Origin of the sequence: Syntrophomonas sp. DTU019, from assembly GCA_913757435.1 — a bacterium.
Classification (GTDB): Bacteria; Bacillota; Syntrophomonadia; order Syntrophomonadales; family Syntrophomonadaceae; genus DTU019.
In genome coordinates this window covers 160,688-180,163 of the sequence record CAJYDM010000002.1, presented here as the reverse complement: position 1 = coordinate 180,163, position 19,476 = coordinate 160,688, and the positions used below count along the sequence as shown (strand labels likewise).

18 protein-coding genes are annotated in these 19,476 nt (G+C 52.1%); 13 read left to right on the top strand and 5 right to left on the bottom strand.

Annotated features, from left to right (window positions below; translation table 11 throughout):
* Positions 1-67: 67 nt before the first annotated feature.
* Complete coding sequence (gene guaB, locus AC15IQ_RS06495) at positions 68-1,525, top strand: IMP dehydrogenase (RefSeq protein WP_483177998.1); 1,458 nt, start codon at positions 68-70, stop codon at positions 1,523-1,525.
* Positions 1,526-1,533: 8 nt separating this feature from the next.
* On the top strand, positions 1,534-1,986 hold the full coding sequence (locus AC15IQ_RS06490) for an MgtC/SapB family protein (protein ID WP_483177996.1): 453 nt from the start codon (positions 1,534-1,536) through the stop codon (positions 1,984-1,986).
* A gap of 144 nt (positions 1,987-2,130) precedes the next feature.
* On the opposite strand, the gene AC15IQ_RS06485 is transcribed toward AC15IQ_RS06490, so the two are convergent.
* Positions 2,131-2,313, bottom strand: a complete 183-nt coding sequence (locus AC15IQ_RS06485) for a small, acid-soluble spore protein, alpha/beta type (RefSeq protein ID WP_483177993.1) — start codon at positions 2,311-2,313, stop codon at positions 2,131-2,133.
* A gap of 149 nt (positions 2,314-2,462) precedes the next feature.
* Here AC15IQ_RS06485 and AC15IQ_RS06480 point away from each other — a divergent pair, with 149 nt between their 5' ends.
* Both AC15IQ_RS06480 and AC15IQ_RS06475 read left to right on the top strand, forming a co-directional pair.
* Positions 2,463-3,341 carry a radical SAM protein gene (locus AC15IQ_RS06480; protein ID WP_483177991.1) on the top strand — a complete coding sequence of 293 codons (879 nt, stop codon included), beginning with the start codon at positions 2,463-2,465 and terminating at the stop codon, positions 3,339-3,341.
* A 99-nt stretch (positions 3,342-3,440) separates the two neighbouring features.
* The gene (locus AC15IQ_RS06475; protein ID WP_483177989.1) at positions 3,441-4,070 is read left to right on the top strand and encodes a DUF47 domain-containing protein; all 630 of its coding nucleotides are present in this window, start codon (positions 3,441-3,443) and stop codon (positions 4,068-4,070) included.
* Between the two features lie 97 nt (positions 4,071-4,167).
* Here AC15IQ_RS06475 and corA read toward each other — a convergent pair whose 3' ends face one another.
* The gene (gene corA, locus AC15IQ_RS06470; RefSeq protein WP_483177987.1) at positions 4,168-5,148 is read right to left on the bottom strand and encodes a magnesium/cobalt transporter CorA; all 981 of its coding nucleotides are present in this window, start codon (positions 5,146-5,148) and stop codon (positions 4,168-4,170) included.
* A gap of 277 nt (positions 5,149-5,425) precedes the next feature.
* On the opposite strand from corA, the gene AC15IQ_RS06465 reads away from it, so the two are divergent.
* The 8 genes from AC15IQ_RS06465 (at position 5,426) to AC15IQ_RS06430 (ending at position 14,735) form a co-directional block, all read left to right on the top strand.
* The gene (locus tag AC15IQ_RS06465; RefSeq protein ID WP_483177985.1) at positions 5,426-7,516 is read left to right on the top strand and encodes a transglycosylase domain-containing protein; all 2,091 of its coding nucleotides are present in this window, start codon (positions 5,426-5,428) and stop codon (positions 7,514-7,516) included.
* 184 nt (positions 7,517-7,700) lie between these two features.
* Positions 7,701-8,534, top strand: a complete 834-nt coding sequence (locus AC15IQ_RS06460) for an MBL fold metallo-hydrolase (RefSeq protein ID WP_483177984.1) — start codon at positions 7,701-7,703, stop codon at positions 8,532-8,534.
* 25 nt (positions 8,535-8,559) lie between these two features.
* Positions 8,560-11,004 (top strand): Lon protease family protein, encoded by a 2,445-nt coding sequence (locus AC15IQ_RS06455; RefSeq protein WP_483177982.1) that lies wholly within the window; start codon positions 8,560-8,562, stop codon positions 11,002-11,004.
* A complete protein-coding gene (locus AC15IQ_RS06450; protein WP_483177980.1) occupies positions 11,004-11,339 on the top strand; it encodes a hypothetical protein in 336 nt (111 codons plus the stop codon). Before AC15IQ_RS06455 ends, AC15IQ_RS06450 begins: the two co-directional genes overlap by 1 nt.
* Positions 11,340-11,418: 79 nt before the next feature.
* Positions 11,419-13,128 (top strand): methyl-accepting chemotaxis protein, encoded by a 1,710-nt coding sequence (locus AC15IQ_RS06445; RefSeq protein WP_483177978.1) that lies wholly within the window; start codon positions 11,419-11,421, stop codon positions 13,126-13,128.
* A 284-nt stretch (positions 13,129-13,412) separates the two neighbouring features.
* Positions 13,413-13,595, top strand: coding sequence for a DUF2197 domain-containing protein (locus tag AC15IQ_RS06440; RefSeq protein WP_483177976.1), 183 nt, complete (start codon positions 13,413-13,415; stop codon positions 13,593-13,595).
* Between the two features lie 13 nt (positions 13,596-13,608).
* Entirely contained in the window at positions 13,609-14,394 is a 786-nt protein-coding gene (locus AC15IQ_RS06435) for an alpha/beta hydrolase (RefSeq protein WP_483177975.1), read from the top strand.
* Positions 14,391-14,735, top strand: a complete 345-nt coding sequence (locus AC15IQ_RS06430) for a GlpM family protein (RefSeq protein ID WP_483177973.1) — start codon at positions 14,391-14,393, stop codon at positions 14,733-14,735. The genes AC15IQ_RS06435 and AC15IQ_RS06430 overlap by 4 nt, the downstream gene beginning before the upstream one ends.
* A gap of 349 nt (positions 14,736-15,084) precedes the next feature.
* Here AC15IQ_RS06430 and AC15IQ_RS06425 read toward each other — a convergent pair whose 3' ends face one another.
* The 3 genes from AC15IQ_RS06425 to rbr form a co-directional block, all read right to left on the bottom strand.
* A complete protein-coding gene (locus tag AC15IQ_RS06425; RefSeq protein ID WP_483177972.1) occupies positions 15,085-15,996 on the bottom strand; it encodes an MBL fold metallo-hydrolase in 912 nt (303 codons plus the stop codon).
* Positions 15,997-16,046: 50 nt separating this feature from the next.
* On the bottom strand, positions 16,047-16,964 hold the full coding sequence (locus AC15IQ_RS06420) for an MBL fold metallo-hydrolase (protein WP_483177970.1): 918 nt from the start codon (positions 16,962-16,964) through the stop codon (positions 16,047-16,049).
* Positions 16,965-17,257: 293 nt separating this feature from the next.
* Positions 17,258-17,797 (bottom strand): rubrerythrin, encoded by a 540-nt coding sequence (gene rbr, locus AC15IQ_RS06415; RefSeq protein WP_483177968.1) that lies wholly within the window; start codon positions 17,795-17,797, stop codon positions 17,258-17,260.
* Positions 17,798-17,979: 182 nt separating this feature from the next.
* Here rbr and AC15IQ_RS06410 point away from each other — a divergent pair, with 182 nt between their 5' ends.
* Positions 17,980-19,407 carry a hypothetical protein gene (locus AC15IQ_RS06410; protein ID WP_483177966.1) on the top strand — a complete coding sequence of 476 codons (1,428 nt, stop codon included), beginning with the start codon at positions 17,980-17,982 and terminating at the stop codon, positions 19,405-19,407.
* The last annotated feature ends 69 nt before the right edge of the window (positions 19,408-19,476 follow it).

The following is a 19,476-nucleotide window of genomic DNA, read 5'->3' as shown; positions in this document are numbered from 1 at the left end:
GCATGCCTTGAAAAATAGCCGAGAATAAGATACTATATTTTAAATTTTATAAGGAGGCCACAAAGCTATGACCGACAAGTTTGCCAAAGAGGGTCTCACTTTTGATGATGTGTTATTGATACCCGGGCGTTCTGAGGTATTACCCCATAATGTCGACATTTCCACCCGGCTGACCAAGAGAATCCGTCTGGAGATCCCCATCATGAGCGCGGGCATGGATACAGTAACCGAATCCCGCATGGCCATCGCGGTAGCCCGTGAAGGCGGAATTGGCATTATTCATAAAAACATGAGCATTGAGGCCCAGGCCAAAATGGTCGACCGGGTGAAACGCTCCGAACACGGTGTCATCACCGACCCATTTTTCCTCTCCCCAACCGATAAGATCAAGGATGCCCTGGAAATTATGGAGCATTATCATATCTCCGGGGTGCCGGTCACTGAAGGCACCAAACTGGTAGGAATCATAACCAACCGCGATATCCGCTTTGAGACCGATTTTGACCGCTTGATCGGCGACGCTATGACCAGCGAGCGACTGGTGACCGCGCCGGTCGGGACCACTATGCAAGGTGCTTTGGAGATCCTGCGCAAATACAAGATCGAAAAGCTCCCCCTGGTGGATGATGATTTCAACCTCAAAGGCTTGATCACTATCAAAGACATTGAAAAGGCTTACAAATATCCCCATTCTGCCAAAGACCATCGCGGCCGCCTTTTGGTCGGGGCGGCAGTGGGTAATACCGCCGACACCATGCATCGGGTAGAGGCCTTGAAGAACGCCGGTGCTGACGTAGTTGTGATTGACACCGCCCACGGACACTCCATGGATGTGGTCAGAAGGGTGCGGCAAATCAAGTCCACCTACCCTGATCTGGACCTTATCGCCGGCAATGTGGCTACCGCAGAGGCTACTCGCGACTTAATAGAAGCTGGGGCCGATGCCATCAAGGTAGGCATGGGGCCGGGTTCCATCTGCACCACCCGGGTCATCGCGGGTATCGGCGTGCCGCAGATCACGGCCATAGCCGATTGTGCGGCCGCAGCTGCAGGAACCGATGTGCCCATCATCGCTGATGGGGGCATAAAATTCTCTGGAGATATAGCCAAGGCCATCGCTGCCGGGGCTGATGTGGTCATGCTGGGCAACCTGTTTGCCGGCACAGACGAGAGCCCTGGCGATACCGTGATCCTGCAGGGCCGCAGCTACAAGGTGTACCGCGGTATGGGTTCTCTGGGGGCAATGTGCGACGGCAGCAGTGACCGCTATTTCCAGGAAGGTCAGCAGAAACTGGTCCCGGAAGGGATAGAAGGACGGGTGCCTTATCGAGGCTATGTCTCCGATACCATATTCCAGCTGGTCGGTGGGCTGCGGGCCAGCATGGGCTACTGTGGGGTGGCCGACCTGGCTGAAATGAAGAGTAAAACCCGTTTTATCCGCATAACCAATGCTGGTCTGGTGGAGAGCCATCCTCACGATATAGCCATCAGTAAGGAGGCTCCCAACTACCAGGTAATTGTATAATGTTACTCATGGCGGCAGCTCGTATCGGCGCTGCCGGTCTGCTGGGTGCAGTCATAGGTAAAGCGACCAAATCTAATCCGGGAGCCCGGCTTTTTGCACTGGTGGCCATGGGAAGCGCTCTGGTTTCAATAGTCTCCACCGAGTTCTTTCAGCTCTTCATCCTTCCCGGCAGTGTTGATCCAGGTCGTCTGGCTGCTCAGGTGATTTCTGCCCTGGGCTTCATTGGCAGCGGCCTGATCTGGCTGGGGGACAATAAACAGGTGCGTGGCACTGGAACAGCGGCTACCTTGTGGCTTACCGCCATTCTAGGGATGCTGGTAGGAGCTGGGATGACCACGGTCACTGCAGGCGCAGCATTCTTTACCGCCCTGGTGCTGTTGCTGGGCAATTTCATCAATTTCGACAAGCTTTTGGGTCCTAAAACCGAGAACATCTATGTAAAAGAATCAGAGGATAAGTAATTCCTTAGGTAACAGCAGGAGGTTTGTTATCTGATGGGTGGTTGATGGTTTTGGAACAGCCGGTTGCCCAGGACGAGACTGAAATCAAGCAGCTCAAAATAAAAGCGGGGGTTTCCCCCCGCAGGATGCGAGTCCGCAACGGCGTTAGTAGCTGTGCTGGCTGGCAATATTGCGCTCGGCTATTTCAATGGCTTTGGCTACGATATTCCCACAGTCACGGGAGCTTACCGCTCCCCAGCCATCTCTGGAGACAACGTCGGCTACACCAAGTTCCCGGGCAATTTCGTATTTAAGGCGATCCGACATCATGCTTCTTTTTCGGCTCACAACTTAACCTCCTTTTCTCGCTCGCATCCATTTTATTTTTTGAAAATCGGTGCAAAATATAGCCGGTATAAATACGGTAAAATGTAAGTAGTAAACAGCTCGATTCATGATTTAGACGGTTTAAACATCACGACGGAGGGTTTAATAAGATGAGATATGAAGGCGATATATACAGGCCGCCCAGTGAGGCTTACAGCTACATCCTGCAGTGCACCGTGGGCTGCAGCCACAATAGATGTACCTTTTGCGGCATGTACAAGAACAAGAAATACCGGGTAAGGGATATTGAGGAAATTTTAAGCGATATCCGCATGGCAAAACTATATTACCGACATGTGGAAAAGGTATTTCTAGCCGACGGTGACGCCCTGGCTATGGAATGCACCGATCTGGTCACCATCCTCGATGAACTGCATCGGCAGTTTCCGGAGCTGAGGCATGTGGGCATTTACACCAGTCCGGACAGCATACTCAACAAGACCCCGGAGGAACTCAAGACTCTGGGGGAACACGGCCTCACCATGGCTTACCTGGGGGTGGAGACCGGGGATGAGGAACTCTTAAAGGAAATTCGCAAAGGGGTCACTTATGAGGAGATGGTGGCCGCGGGGAGAAAGATTCGCGAAGCCGGAATCCTCTTGTCGGTGACCCTGGTTTTGGGTTTGGCGGGGCGCACCCCCAAAGCAGTGGACCACGCCATCAAGAGCGCTCAGATCTGCAATGAGATCGACCCCGACTATTGCGCTGCCTTGACCATTATGCCGGTGCCAGGAACGGTTTTGTATAAACAGATCCAACAGGGCAAATTCGAGGTGCCGGGGCCATTTGAAATCCTTCATGAATTGCGTCTTATCATTCAGAACCTGGAGGTCACGGGCTGTGAATTTCGCAGCAATCATGCCTCCAACTACCTGGCCATAAAGGGGCGTCTGCCAGAGGATAAGGAGAAAATCTTGCGCCTCATCGATGAGGTAATCAAACGCAATAATGCGGATTATTTACGCCCGGAATATATGCGCCGGCTGTAAAATAATGGTCCAAATTATGTATACTTGATATAAAAGTCACATTCTATGTTATAATTCTTGATTATACAGCGTTGCTTAATCCGGGCGGAGGTGAATTTTATGCGTCTATTTGGCAGAAAAGATGAAGAACTGTTCATGTTGTTCAATGAGAGTGCCCGGGTGGTGGTTAGGGGCAGCGCCATCTTGGAGGAAGTTGTCAGCAACTATACCGATTTGGACATCAAGATGGCCAAATTGACAGCCCTGGAACACGAGGGTGACCGCATCAACGAGGACCTGGTGAGGCATTTAAACACTAGCTTTATTTTGCCCTTTGATAAAGAGGATGCTTTTCAGCTCTCACAGAAGCTGGCTACTACCATGGACTATATTACCGGGATTATAGATCGCATGATACTCTATAAAGCTGGAGAGCCTAATGAGCGCGTTAAGGAAATGGTCAGGGTCCTGACCGAATCTCTGCGCCTGCAGCAGGAGGCCTTTGGGATGCTGGACAAAGTGGAGCGCAATAAGAAAGAGATTTTAAACATCTGCACGGAGATCTTCAACCTGGAGAGGAAGCAGGACTCACTGTATCGCACCGGGGTGGCATCGCTGTTTGAGAATCATGAAGACGATCCCATATCCATAATAAAATGGCGGGAAGTATACGAGCATATAGAGATGGCCCAGGACTACACTCAGGATGTGGCCGAACTCTTGAGCAATATATGCGTTAAATATTCATAGAGGCACGGGGACGGTTCTTTTGCCTTTGCCTTGGTTAACCAAGGCAAAGGCAAAAGAACCGTCCCCGTACCTCTCGCTCATTTCTCCAGGTTTGCTTTCAGATCCAGCGGCGATAGCGGAAGAATGCCAACATACCGCCTACCAGAGTAATCATTCCCAAAGTAAGCACCCATACAAAATAATCGCTGTCCACTCCGGGCAAGTAGTTGAGGTTCATGCCGTAGAAACTGGTTATCACCGTCAAGGGCATCATCACAATGGAGATTATGGTCAAAACAGTGATGATCTCGCTGGTCCGCCCGTTAATTATGGAGTAATAAGTCTCAGTAGAGCTGTTGATCAAATCTCGATAAGTGCTGGCCGAGTCCAGGATATTGTCCATATGGTCCACCAGGTCCAGATAATAAGGTCGGTTCTCTTCATTGACCAGAAATGAATAATACCCGTTGATGCTGCCGAAAATGCGCCGCTGCGGGATCATCACCTTGCGCAGCAGAATGATGGTGGTTTTTAAAGCCAGGATCTCTTCAGTGATCTCCTGTCCGCGATGGATGAAGATATTGTCTTCCAAATCGTCAATCCGCTCCCCTAAGCGCTCAATGATCGGAAAACATTCGTCAACCATATTATCCACGATCCGATACAACAGGTGCTCTGCACCCATATCCATGTATCTGCCTTCCTTGAGGCACACCCGGGCTACTTTGCCCACCGCCGTCAAAGCCACCGGGTGAATGGTTACAATATAATTGGGCCCCATGAATACATCCAACTCGATGCTGGTGATCTCGTCTTCTTCCTCAGCTTCCTCATGGTAGCGCAGCCCATGGAATACGAAGAAATAATAATCATCATAACGGTCCAGTTTAGCCCTGGGGCTCTTCTGCAGACAGTCTTCCAAAGCAAGGGGATGGAATTGAAATAAATCTCCGATGTAGTGGAGTTCACTGGCGGCGCAGTCATAGAGGTCGATCCACAAAAGGCTCTGCTTCGAGGCTAAGAGGCTGTCGAGCTGGGAAAGATCGATATCGTGCAAGACGGTTTGTTGTTCGTGGCTGAAATAATAGGTTTTGATCATGTTCAACCCTCCTTCTGGTGGAGGATTACATGACCAAAGAGCAGTAGTGGTTCATAATCCCCCATGCACTATTATATTGACCAAATAGCAAAAAGGACTTTCGTAATGGTATGGGTTCCATGTTTCCACCACCGCCTTTCCCAATTTAGATTCCTTTAATTTATAACCCTCTTAGGAGGGCTTGTCAATAGCCTGCAGGCCTCAGGCGGGATTGGCTGCCCGGGAGGGAATGAAACCATCCAAAAATGGGTATTTTTAGCTATGAAGGGGTGGTTTCATGACACGCAAGCGCTTGCTCGGTGTATATATCCTCATTTTCATTATTGTGAGCAGCGGGTTCAGCCTGCAACTGCCATCTTTTCAGGTGCCCCAACCGAGCATCATCTACGATATAAACGGTAAAGTTATCAGAGGTTTAAGCGAGCAGAATCAGATTGTTATCCCTTTTGAGGATATACCTGATTCCTTTAAGCAGGCTATCATAGCGGTTGAGGACAAAAACTTCTATCGCCATCACGGCGTGGATTTGTCAGGCATTCTAAGGGCTCTTATCGCCGACCTCAAAGCCAGAAAGATAGTGGCCGGAGGCAGCACCATAACCCAGCAGACTGCTAAAATTCTTTACCTGACCAATGAGCGCACCTTTACTCGCAAGATAAAGGAACTGTGGTATACCGCCATACTGGAACGCAGATACAGCAAAGACGAGATCCTGGCCTTGTACTGTAATTCCATTTACTTCGGACATGGTGCCACCGGCATTGAGGTAGCCTCACGCACTTTTTTCGGCAAAAGCGCCCAGAACCTGACTGTGGCAGAAGCCGCCCTGCTAGCCGGGCTTCCTAACTACCCCGGCGGTTACGATCCTTACGTGCATCCCGAACGGGCCAAGGAGCGCCAGGCAGTTGTCTTAGATCGTATGGAGACCGAAGGTTATATTACTGCAGCCCAGAGGGAAACCATCGCCAGAACCCCCCTGCGCTACAGCCGGGCCGCCTCCAGCAGTGGGGACGCCCCTTATTTCGTGGCCATGATCCGGCAATATCTGATCGAGCAATACGGCGAGGAAAGAGTTTTTCAGGGTGGCATGAAAGTATATACCACCCTGGATCTGACCATGCAGAATGCCGCCGAGCGGGCTATGAGTGAGGGCATGAAAGGACGGCCGGCTGGGATGCAGGGGGCCCTGGTGGCAGTAGACGTCAGCAATGGGCAGATCCGTGCTATGGTGGGAGGCCGTGATTTTGCTTCCTCCGGCTACAACCGGGCGTTTGCTACCCGGCAGCCGGGCTCCACCTTTAAGCCGTTCATGTACTCCCTGGCTATTTCCTCGGGCTGGACTGAGGCTGACATGATCCCCTGTGAGGAAGTGGAGTTCGAGGTTCCGGGAAGTCCGCCCTATAAGCCCACTGATTACGGCAATGAACCCTACCACTGGCGCGATTTTACTCTCAAAGAAGCTGTGATGAAATCGGACAATGTGGTGGCAGTGACTGTTAACGAGCGCTTGGGACCGGCTCGGGTAGCCCGTCATACGCAGAATTTCGGGTTTACCAATATTAAGCCGGTATTATCCTTGCCGCTGGGTTCCACCGAGGTCTCCCCGGTGCAGATGGCGGCTGCTTACAGTGCCTTTGCCAATAAAGGTATCTATAGCGCCCCCTACTCCATAATAAAAGTACTGAACTCCAACGGCAGGGTGTTAGAGGAGCACCGTGCCCAGCAGAAGCGGGCGGTGTCGGTGGAGAATGCGTATATTATCACTGATATGCTCACCGGGGTGATGCAGAGTGGGGGCACCGGAGCCCATCTTAAAGCTACCGTAGGCCGACCCTGTGCTGGTAAAACCGGAACCACCGATGACTACAAGGACGCCTGGTTTGTGGGCTATACCCCTTACTTGTGCTGTGCAGTATGGGTAGGATATGATGACAATCGCCGAGTTAATCAGGCCGGAGGGGTGGCAGCCGGCCCCATCTGGGCCAGCTTCATGAGAAGCGCCTCAGCCGCCTTCCAGCCTACTGATTTTCCCATGCCTGCGGGCATAAAAAGGCTCAATATATGTATGGACAGCGGCCTGGTGGCGGTGGAAGCCTGCCCGCGTCCGGTGTCTATGGCCTTTGTCGGCAATAGCGAACCTCATCTGATCTGCTATTGGCATCAGTTTTCCATGCCTGATTTACCTGATTGGCCTGGCCTCCCTGACATCCCTGATATGACCGACCTGCCCGAATGGCTCATGCCGGGCCGGCTGGATGGAGAAGAACAGCCTGAAAAGCCCGGCGATCAAATGCCGTCCCAGCCTCCCGCTTTGCAGCCAGACAGCGAATCCCATATCGATGCGCTGGCCTGGTTTGGTGTTGAATAGCCATTGCTTGGGCACCGACTAAGGGGGTTAGCTCCCATCCGGGCTGCCTGTGCTCAGTGGCACTGGCAAGGGTTGCCGAAGCGGCTATTACTCTCTATAACATTTTTTCTTCGTCACAGGGGCAGGAATTAACCTTATAATAAATAAATACCATTATTAATACTAAAGGATGTGAGGCTAGGTAATGAAGGTAGAAATGACCATACTGGTTGAAAATACCAGTTCGGGCATGGCCTTGATGGGTGAATGGGGCTTTTCAGCCCTGTTGACGGTTGATGGCTATCCGCTGTTGTTCGATACCGGTCATCGCGAGGCCTTGTTTGTCAATAGCCACCAGCTCAGAGTACCTTTAAATAGCATCCAAGAAATCGTCTTGAGCCACGGTCACTATGACCACACCGGGGCTCTGCCGACCCTGCTGGACAAGATCGGCCCCCGCCCGGTCACAGCCCATCCCGGCCTATTCGTGAAGCGTTATTCCCAGGGTGCCGGAGGGCAACAGTTGGAGGTGGGGGTGCCCTTTTCAGAGGCGACAGCCATTGCCGCCGGGGCAGAGTTTAGGTACACCGCCGCACCTAAGGAGATCCGCCCGGGGATATTTGTTACTGGTGCCATACCTCGCCAGACTGCATTTGAGGATGTAGGAGGGCGCTTTTGGGTGGAAACCGAACAGGGTTTGATCGAAGACTCTTTGGAGGACGATATGGGCCTGGTTGTAGACCATCCCCAGGGGCTTATCGTGATGAGCGGCTGCGCTCATGCGGGTATAGTCAACACTTTAAATTACGCCCGGGAGATAACCGGCAAGACACATATCCAGGCCTATATTGGTGGCGCCCACCTGGTAAATGCCTCCCCTCAGCGCCTGGAGGCTACGATTTCATACTTAGGCCGAAACCTGCCCGACCGCATCATGATCGGCCATTGCACCGGATTCTACGCCGCTGCCAGGCTCTACAACGAACTGGGCCAGAACGTAGTCAAGATAGATGCCGGCAGTCACTTCAACTTCATATAGTAATGGAATCATTGGAGGGAAATCATTGAACAGCAACCAGTACAGGTTAAAAGTCAAACAGCTCCGCAAAGCATGCAATCCCGCATTGTTCCGTTTCAACAGCACCGCAGAACTGCAACCCTTAAGGGGCATCATCGGGCAAGACCGGGCGGTGCAAGCCTTAAATCTCGGTTTGGACATGAATAATCAGGGCTACAATATCTATTTGGCCGGGCCTTTTGGCACCGGCAAGAGCAGTTTAGCCCGGGAGTTGCTCGAGGAAAGAGCTCGTACCAGGGCTATTCCAGACGACTGGTGCTATGTCCATAATTTCCGCGAAGCCGACAGTCCCTTAGCTCTGAGGCTTCCCGCCGGGCAGGGCAAGGTATTCAAACAGGACATCAACTCCAGCATAGACTCCATCGTGAAAAGTATCGTCAAGGCCTTCGAAGGTGAGGATTACGAGAGCAAAAAGAACAGCATCTTAAACGCCTTCCTAGAAGAGACCAACAAAATGTATCTGGAACTGGACGAAGAGGCCCGCCGCCACGGCTTCACCATTTCACGCACGCAGACCGGCATCAATACCACCCCCATCAATGAAAACGGCGAAGCGGTAACTCAGGAAGAATATCTGGCCATGAGCGAGCAACAGCGGGTGGAGATCATGCGCACCGGTGCCATCATTCAGGAGCGGCTCAATGAAGCGGTGCGCAAATACAAAGAAGCGGAAAAAATCATCCGCGAGAAGATCAAGAACCTGGAATTCGAGACCACCCGCATGGTTACCGAGCCTTGCTTCACCATGCTCTTGAAGAAATATCGCGACTATCCAGATATTGGCACCTATCTACAGGATATGCGCCAGGACTTGATCGATAATACCGAAAGTTTTATCAAAACTGAGGATGCCAGCCCTTTGATGTTTTTCCGCCATATGGACCGGCGCTCTTCACTGCGAAAATACCAGGTCAACCTTTTAGTTGACAACGAGGCCCTCACCCATGCCCCGGTGGTATTCGAATCCAACCCAACCTATGCTAATCTGTTCGGGCAGATCGAATATGAGGGTGAATTCGGCATTTTGGCCACTGACTTCACTAAAATCAAACCGGGCAGCATCCACAAAGCCAATGGAGGCTTCCTGGTGCTGCATATCAGCGACGTGTTGAAAAACTATTATGTGTGGGACTGCCTCAAGAAGGTATTGAAGAACTGCGAGATCAAAGTGGAGAACATCGGACGCGTGTTAGGGTTTACCAACACCGAGACCCTGCAGCCCCAGCCCATCCCGGTAGATCTCAAGGTGGTTTTAATCGGCGACCCCTGGTATTATCACGCCCTATACGCTTTTGACGACGAATTCCGCAAATTATTTAAGATAAGGGCCGATTTCGATGTGGAGATGGCCAAGAGCCGGACCCACATCAAACAGTATGCCCAGCTCATAGCATCGGTGTGCCAGCGCGAACAACTGCTGCACTTCACACCTGATGCAGTGGCCGGGGTGGTGGACTACAGCACCCGCATGGCCGAGGACCAGGAAAAAATGACCACCCACTTCAACAAGTTGGTTGAGGTGGTCTATGAGGCACATCACTGGGCCACCAAAGACAAGGCTCCGCTAGTCACCGTCCAGCATGTCAATCAGGCGGTCAAAAGCAAAAAGCAGCGCAGCGCTATGGCGGAAGAGCACCTGCAGGAGATGATCAACCGTAACACCTTAATGATCAATGTGGACCACTACCGGGTGGGGGAGATTAATGGCCTGGCAGTTTATCAGACCGGGGAATATTATTTCGGCAAACCGGTGCGCATCACCGCCAAAACCTTCATGGGAGAAAAAGGCGTGGTCAACATTGAGCGCGAGATCCGCATGAGCGGCACCATACACAGCAAAGGGGTGTTGACCCTGAGCGGCTATATGGGGGCGCAATATGCCCAGGATAAACCCTTGGCCTTATCGGCCAGTCTCACCTTCGAACAGAGCTATTCCGGGGTGGAAGGGGACAGTGCCTCCAGTGCCGAACTTTACGCCCTGTTGTCCAGCCTGGCCGAAGTGCCCATTTACCAGGGCATAGCGGTGACCGGTTCAGTAAATCAGAACGGCGAGGTGCAGCCGGTGGGCGGCGTGAACGAGAAAATCGAAGGCTTTTTCAAGACCTGTCAGGAAAAAGGTCTTAACGGCAAGCAGGGGGTCATTATTCCTCAACAGAATGTAAAGTCCCTGATGCTGGATGAAGCCGTAGTGGAAGCGGTTAGACGCCGCCGCTTCAATATCTGGGCAGTCAATCATATCAATCAGGGGCTGGAGATCCTGACCGGACAAAAGGCCGGGGAACGCGACCAAAACGGGCATTTCACCCCCGAGTCAATCCATTATCTGGTCAACCAGAAACTGCATAAATGGATGGAGCGCCGCAGGCAGGCGGTTTGGGATAGGCCATCCCCCGCATTGCCGAGGCCGCAACGGAGAAGGAGAGACTACTGATGAAAAAAAGCCGCCTGGCTCTATTGCTGAGTATAGTCTTCGTCGCCCTGCTCTTGAGCGGATGCCAGAACCTGGACATTAAGCAATTGCTTAAAAAGGATGTCAGCCCTGAGTCTGCCTTGATCAAAGTGCGCATACACTTTGATCGTGGTGACACCGTGGATGGCTACGTATATGAACTGGGTTTGGAGAAAAGCGGCAGGCTATACGCCGGAGGCTCATCCTTGTCCTATCTGTACGATGCCCAGGGCAATGTGGTGGGGAGCATCAATTATCAGCGCGTCACTTACATGGAGATCATTCCTCCCGGGGATGAGGACACCGCTAAATTATAACCGCCTAATCGTCGATAAGTATCAGCAGAGAGTAATTGTATGGGGTGTATTCATCTCACCAGAAAGGGGATTTGGGAGAATGGAGTTTGTTGAACGAGGCTTGCGCAAAATCAGCGTACGGGTTCGCCTGGTGGTGGCCTTTACCCTGGTTTTAGCCGCAGTAACCGGCATAATGGGTTATTATGCCACCGGGGTCATGTCTGAGAAGATACTAATGGCGGCGCAGCAAAAACTACAGTCTGACCTGGCCATGGGGAATCAGATCTTGGAAGAGAGATACCCGGGGCCATGGCAGCTGATTGACGGGCAATTGTATAAAGGCCCGGTTCTAATGGAAGGCAATTACGAAGTCGTGGACCGCATCGGCAAACTGACCGGTGACACCTGCACCATCTTTAGAGGCGACACCAGAGTGTCGACCAATGTAATGAATAACGGCCAACGGGCCATTAACACCAAGATTTCCGAAGAGGTGGGCCAGGTGGTTCTGACCCAGGGCCAGCCTTTTGTGGGCCGGGCTGAAGTGGTAGGGGTATGGAATGAGGCTGCTTACGAACCCATCAAAGACGCTGCCGGCAAAACCATAGGCATCTGGTATGTGGGGGTCCCGGCCACACCGTATGAGGAGGCCATCAAAAACTTCCAACTGGCTATGATCACCTATTCAGGCATCGGTATATTCTTGGGCTTTTTGGCCGCGTTCCTGGTGGCCTATACGGTTTACGCGCCCCTAAGGCGCATCAGCGCATCCGTGGAAATGGCCGCCCAGGGCGATTTGACCGAACGCATCCCGGCTGATGCCAAGGACGAGCCCGGAGTTTTAGCGGCTATGTTCAATGACATGCTGGAGAAGATCTCCGATTTGATTAGCAAGACCAGCCGCCTGGCCGCCAATGTAAGCAAATCCGGCGCCCAGGTGGGAGCCTTGTCTGAAAACAGCGCCGCCCTAATGAGCAATATGAGCGCTCAGGCCGAGCGCCTTATGAGCTCCGCTTCTGAACAAGCCCAGTTGTCGCACGCTTCCCGCGATACTATTGGAGAAATGGCAGTTGGCATCCAGCAGGTAGCGGCCAGCGCACAGGAAGTGGCCAGCTCGGTATCTGCGGCCGCCAAGAAGGCCGAAGAAGGGGAACGTCAGATCGAACAGGCGGTCAAGCAGATTCAAATCATCAGCAACAACACCGATTATACCGCATCCATTGTGGAAGCTTTGGGTGACAAATCATTGGAAATCGGGCAGATTGTGGACCTGATCACCAATATTGCCAGCCAGACCAATCTTCTAGCCTTGAATGCCGCTATCGAAGCAGCCCGGGCCGGAGAGATGGGGCGGGGATTTGCGGTAGTAGCCGATGAAGTGCGTAAACTGGCTGAGGAATCGGGTGAGGCCGCCCAGCGTATCGCCCAGTTGATTCGCGAGATTCAGAACGAATCCGACAAAGCGGTAGGGGCCATGCAGGAAGGCACCAAAGAGGTGGCCAAAGGCACCGAGGTCATAACCCAAGCCGGGGATGCCTTCCACTACATCATCGCCGCCGTCAACCAGGTCCGTGCACAGATCGAAGAAGTGTCCAGCGCGGGGCAGCAGATGGCCGCCGGGGCCGAAATAGCCATCAAATCGGTGGACAACACCGCCGAAGCGGCACAGAACAACGCCCAGATCGTAGAGGTGATGTCTGATTTGGCCGGCAAACAGATGGAGGAGATTAACCAGTTCAACCAGTCGGTCAATGCCTTAAACCGGATGGTGGCCGATCTGCAGAACGCTATAGCCTATTTCAAAATCTAGACCATTATAAGCATAGTTGCATACTGCCAAAGAGGCTCTCCTTTCACGGGATAGCCTCTTGTGATTGGGGACTCATCCTGTACTCCCACATACTGAGAACCGCCAGGTTACAGGGACGAATGGGCGCCTTTTCCAGCCTCAGGCAGTTATCAGAGATGGCTGCGATGCGCTGTTTTAGCAGCAAAAACAGTTGTGCAGAGCTCAGACTGGCTCGGGTACTATCTTTCGATTTGTGGCGTAAGATGCTACTATTAGAGTAATAATTAGCTTGGGGAGGACAAAGCATGGATACCGTATCGGCTCGTTGTCTGTTGTGCAGCAAAACCTACACAGTGGATGAATCCCACAAGGACTTCAAAAAGCTGGCCGCACAGGAGAAGCCGGTGGCCACTTTTATCTGCGACCTATGCAATTACCGTGTGCAGCATGAATCCGAGGAAAAGAACAAGCCTAAGAAACCTATTTAAGTGAGTGATAGCGGTGGAAAAAATCTCAATTACGATTGATGAGCAACAAACTGTAAGCGCTCTATTGTTCGCCCCGGAGTCCCCGCCCCGGGGCGGCTTGGTGGTGTGCCACGGCTTTCGCGGAGCCAAGGAAAACAGCGGACATGTTGGTTCTTTTGCGGCTGAGCTGACCGCTCGGGGTTTAATGGTCTTAGCCTTCGATTTCCGCGGCAGCGGGGAGAGTTCAGGGCAGTTCTGCGATATGACTCTTACTCGGCAGGCAACGGACCTCAAGATGGTCTGTGCCTATATGGAGCGCCGTTTTGAACTCCCCCTGATTCTTCTGGGGCGCAGCTTCGGGGGCAGCACGGTGATAGCAGCAGCTCCTCATATAGCGGGAGTTGCCGGCTATATCCTGTGGTCGGCGCCATTTGACCTTTCCGGCTGCTTCAGGGATTTGCTGAAAGACGACTATCAGCGCCTCTTGGCCGGTGAAATAGTCAGTATAAGCGACGCGGAGGGCAGTTTCCAGCTGAAGCCTGAGCTGCTTATTGACCTGCATGCCCAGGATATGGTGCGCAATCTGGCCGCTATGTCTGGAAAACCACTTCTGGTGGTGCACGGCAAAGAGGATGAAACCGTGCCCTGGCATAATGCCCAGCAGATCGCAGCCCTCCGTCCGGATACCACCCTGCACCTGGTGGAGGGGGCCGACCATCGCTTCACCGACCGGGTCAAGCAGCGTGAAATCATAACCCTGGAGTGGCTGGACACCCACTTTGGGAGTCTAGCAGGACCTGTCCGGGGGGAACCGCGATGAGCTGGCAGGAGGGCCTGTTACGATTCGTTTGTGGGGGAATTTTAGTCCTGGCGGTGAGCTGGATAGGCAAGGGCAAGAATCCACATCTGGCCGGGTTGGCCGTTCTATTTCCAGTGGTGACGGTAGTCGGGTATTATTTCCTGTCGCAAACCCTGCCGGCCGCAGTCCTGCGGCAGACGGTCACCTTAAGTCTCCTGGCACTGTTTGCGGTGGCCGCATTTCTTCTCACCTGTTATTGTCTCTTGGGACGGATCAGCATCGGCTGGACGCTTTTAAGCGGCATAGCCGCCTGGCTGATCATCGCTGCCGCAATTCTCAGACTGACTGATCACTGGCTTTGAAGACTCAGTCGGCGTGCAACCTCTGGTCCTCGGCCGCAGCCTAAAGGCTTAAGTCAGATGCACATATCGTTCTGTATTCTGGTTTATAAGTAAACGTTCTACCAACCCGTCCGTTTGATCCTATCGCCATTCATGCCTTTCCAGCGGTTTTTCATGCCCCAAAAGCGGTCGTTCGTGTCAAGCCTCTTCACCAAGGCACCCTACATAGGTATAATCATCTAAAGTTGCTACTTACAAGTTAACTCCATATTTCGGCAGGGAAATTATTCTCTGTCTTTTTTTTCAGTTTTCGTTGTTTACCATACCCAATAGGTACCCTGAGTGGTGCTGTTAGCCTATCTGGCCAGCGTCAGATGCGCTGGTATATTCCGGGGGAGACCTCTTTGATTAGGTGATGGCGAAGAGAATAGGTGATGTGGGTTTGCATGATCATACGCTCCCAGTACCTCTGTTTGTAGGTTTGGGGATTGGAGTAAAACATACGGTATTCGGCCAACTGCTCTATGGTGTGGGGGATTTTGAGCACATCCAGAATTCGCTCCTGGCGCTGTATGACCACCTCCAGAAAGGCATCCAACTGCCGGTGGAGGTCGTCGGTCTGCACCCTACTACGGTGTGAAGGCACGATCATACGAGGGTTTATCTCCTTGATGCGCTGCACCGAATATTCCAGCTGGTCAATATCCGAGGTGGGAGCACCCATCCAGGGACCGGTTTTGACTAGGTCGATATCACCGCTGAACAGGACTCCTTCAGCTTCAATAAAAAACCCATAATGACCTGCGGTGTGGCCGGGCAGATGTAAAGTCATCAGTTTAATGGCCCCGCTGTCAAAAACCTGTCCATCAACGAAGGTGCCAGCCAAATTGAAGACCGGGAAATGCCTAAGGAAAACATCCCCCGGGAATAGTGTCTCATTTTGACTAAAGGAAGAATGGAAAACCGTTAGCATCTCATCCCAGTTGCAGTAGCCATTGCTTTTAAGCCAGTTGTCCTGGGGGTAGCAGTTTTCTTCCTGCTTGCTACTCAATATAGAGGCGTGAGGGAATAAGCCAGCACTATGAATATGGTCAAAATGACAATGGGACAATAATAACCGGCTGACCCCTTCCATTCTTATTTCAGAAAAGGCCCGTTTGCCGGCCCCGGCATCAACGATCAGGGGTTCTTCGCCGTCTATATAAAGGCAGTTTCCATAAGGAAAGCGCGGTTGGGCAGGAGGGCGCACCACGAATAAGTTTGAAGTTAATTTCTGTAACATTATCTTAGCTCACCTTAATCTATATTAGTGAAACAGACGGGGTTAGAAGATCATACCCTTTCATAAATCCCTGGACTCACCTCGGCCAGCTGTCTGTGGCGCAACCCGAATTCAATATGATGGCGCAGCGTAGTTAGTATCCAATCGTTTACGTACTCGGGACGGATCTCGGGAAAGAGCGGAAACAGCGGCAGTAGTTGATCCAGGGAGTGCGGTACTTGCAGCACCTGCAATAGGCGGTCCTGGCGCTCCAGGACCGCACCTAAGAAAGCATCCAGCTGCTTCCTGAGGTCGTCTCGCTGCACACGTCGGTGTGAGGGTACGATCACCCCGGGGTCGACTTCTTTGATGCGTTCCACAGAGCAGATCAATTCGTCTATATCGGCGTTGTCGCTGCCCATCCAGGGTCCGTTTGCCATCAGGTCGATGTCTCCACTCATCAGCAGGCCCAGTTTCTCGATATAGAAGCCGAAATGACCGGCAGTATGACCGGGAAGGTGCAAGGCTGTCAATATGTGGGGGCCGCATTGAAACTGCTGCAAATCTTTGAAAGTTCCCTTTAAGGGTTGATGCCGGAAGCGGTCCATGATGGGGACATCCTGAAAAGGCGGCTGATGGCTGCTCTTAAAACCTACTATATTTGCCAGATCGCGAATGTTTTCCCAGGCTCTGAAGCCGTTGTGCACCAGGAAGAGTTGCTCGTCGTAATAATAAAACTCTTCCAGAGCACTAGTCATGATATCAGCCTGGCTGAACAAAACCGTGCTGTGGGTGTGATCAATGTGGCTGTGGGTGATTAGTACCAGGCCGATACTATCAGGCTTTATCTCTGCCAGAGCATCGCTGCCGGCCCCAGTATCTATCAATATAGGGGCATCACCATCTATATACAAACAGTTGCAGTAGGGATAGCGGGATTTGACCGGAGGCGCGACTATCCAGATGTCTTTGCTCAGCTGGTGCAGCACAATATATACACCACCAATAAAAACTTGAGTTATATTCTACCACAAATGTATGTTCAATGGCTGTTTAGATGCCTGTGAAGCCTTCCGGTCCCATGGCTGCAATTTGGTGAAATGTGCCCAAGGGAAAAGGCCGCCTATAGGAATTGCTTCAGCTATCAACCGCCCATCATAGCGAAGGTGCCAATCTCGGCTACAAAACGCCTCCTGGCAGCCAAAAGGACCTAGCCATGATCACCATGGTGGTTGTAACATAAAAAAACCGCCCCACTAGGGGGCGGCCGGTGGTTTTATTCCTAGTAATTCTCACACCATTCTTCGTAATAAGCCTGGGGATGGTCACAGGCCGGGCAGACCTGCGGGGCTGCCGGACCTTCAAATATGTATCCGCAGTTGCGGCATTTCCATTTGATGGCCGTTGGGCGGGAGAATACCCTCTCCTGCTTGATGTTTTGGTACAGCTTAAGATAACGTGCTTCGTGGTGCTTTTCCACCTCGGCAATACTCTTGAAGATCTCGGCGATGTCCTCAAACCCTTCTTCACGCGCAATACGCTCGAATTCAGGATACATCTGGGTGTGTTCGTAATGCTCGCCTTCAGCCGCATCCACCAAATTCTCCACGGTCTTGGGAATAGAACCACCCATCAGTATCTTGAAGAATCGTTTGGCATGCTCTTTCTCGTTGAGTGCCGATTCCGTAAAATATTCTGCTATCTGTTCATAACCGTCTTTTTTGGCCTGGCTGGCATAATAGTCATACTTGTTGCGTGCCTGTGATTCGCCGGCAAATGCCTGCCACAGGTTTTGCTCGGTTTTAGACCCTTTCAACTCCATAAACAAGCCCTCCCTTTCATTATTTTGCAGTGTCCAGACTATAAATAGAATAACAGATTTATCGCCGCGCTTTAATCTAATTCTGCCATAATATCGAATAGGGTAGGATTTCCGCAGTATGGCGGCGAAAAATAAAGCAACCGGCTACCCAGGTCAGCCTGGTTGCCCAGGTCAGGAAAGGAATGATTGCTCTGGCTAAAAGAACCTGCGCGGTGAGAAGTATTCAGGAAACCCGAATATGCAGCCTAGATCATCCCCTGTCAGCGGTGGGCGCTGAAAAGATACAGGATTTTTTGGTGATTAGTCCGGATCTGCTTCATATAGCTTATATAGCCCAACTGGAGCGCTCCCAGATGGTGGTCTGGGATGGCCGCCCCCAACCCGAGTATGATGAGATCATTAAAGGCAGTCTGGTCTTCAGCCCGGACAGCCAGCGTCTGGCTTACGTGGGCAGCAGGAACGGGCAGCAGATGGTAGTTCTGGACGGGAAAGCCAAGAAAGGCTATGCGGGCATCCTTACCGATAGTCTGGTTTTTACTGCCGACAGCAAGCGGCTGGCCTATGCGGTGCAGAGCGAAGGTCAGCAGTTGGCCGTGATCGATGGCCGCAGCAGGAGGAAATACAAAGGCATACTGAGCGATAGCCTGCAATTTTCACCGGATGGCCAGCACCATGCTTATGCTGCCTGCAAAGACGGCTCCTGGTTGGTAGTGGAAGATGGCCAGGAGCATTCCCCTTACCAGGGTATAGCGGTGGGATCCCTGAAATACAGCCCGGACAGCCAGCGTCTGGCCTATGCCGCCAGAAAGGACTATCGCTGGCTGGTGGTTTGCGGTCAGGACGAAGGTGAACCTTACAGTGCAATAGGGGCGGAATCGCTCGTTTTCAGCCCTGACAGCCGTCATCTGGCCTACGCCGCCTTGATTGGCAGCCAACCGGTGACCATAGACGGTAAATTTGCCACCTCCAGGAACAGCAAACAGCTGGTCGTAGCCGATGGCATCGAGGGCAGGCACTATGACGCAGTGGGTGGTGACAGCCTGGTCTACAGTCCTGATAGCAGCCTTTTGGCCTACGCCGCCATGAAGAACAATCAAGTGATGGTGGTGTGCAACGGTGATGAGGGGCCGCTGTTTGACGGAATCGGTCGGGGCACCCTCTTGTTCAGCCCGCAAGGCAATCGACTGGCATATATAGTTAGAGAAAATAAGCACTGGCGGGCAGTCATAGATGGCGCCGTCGGCCCGCCCTTTAATACATTTCTAGAAGGAGGTCTGGTATTCAGCCCTGACGGACTTCACTGGGCATATGCAGTGCATCATGAAGGGCAGGCCTTTGTGGTCCGAGACGGGGTAGAGGGTGTTTCCTATGATGCAGTGGTGGGTGATAGTTTGGCCTTCAGCCCAGATTCGCAGCATCTGGTTTACACCGCCCAGACCGGGGAGCGGCAGTTCGTGGTTTTCGATGGCGATGAAGGCCAGGATTACAACCTTCTCTATACCACGCAGACCCGGGGTATTCAATTCTTGTCCCCGCAGCACATTCAATACCTGACCCTGATGCCCAACGGAGAATTCCGTCTGGTACAAGAAGAAGTGCAAGTTTACTGAAATCCGAAATATTCGTGGTGATAACAGACGTTTATGGAATATAATAGAATTAAGCAGAGAGGAGGGATA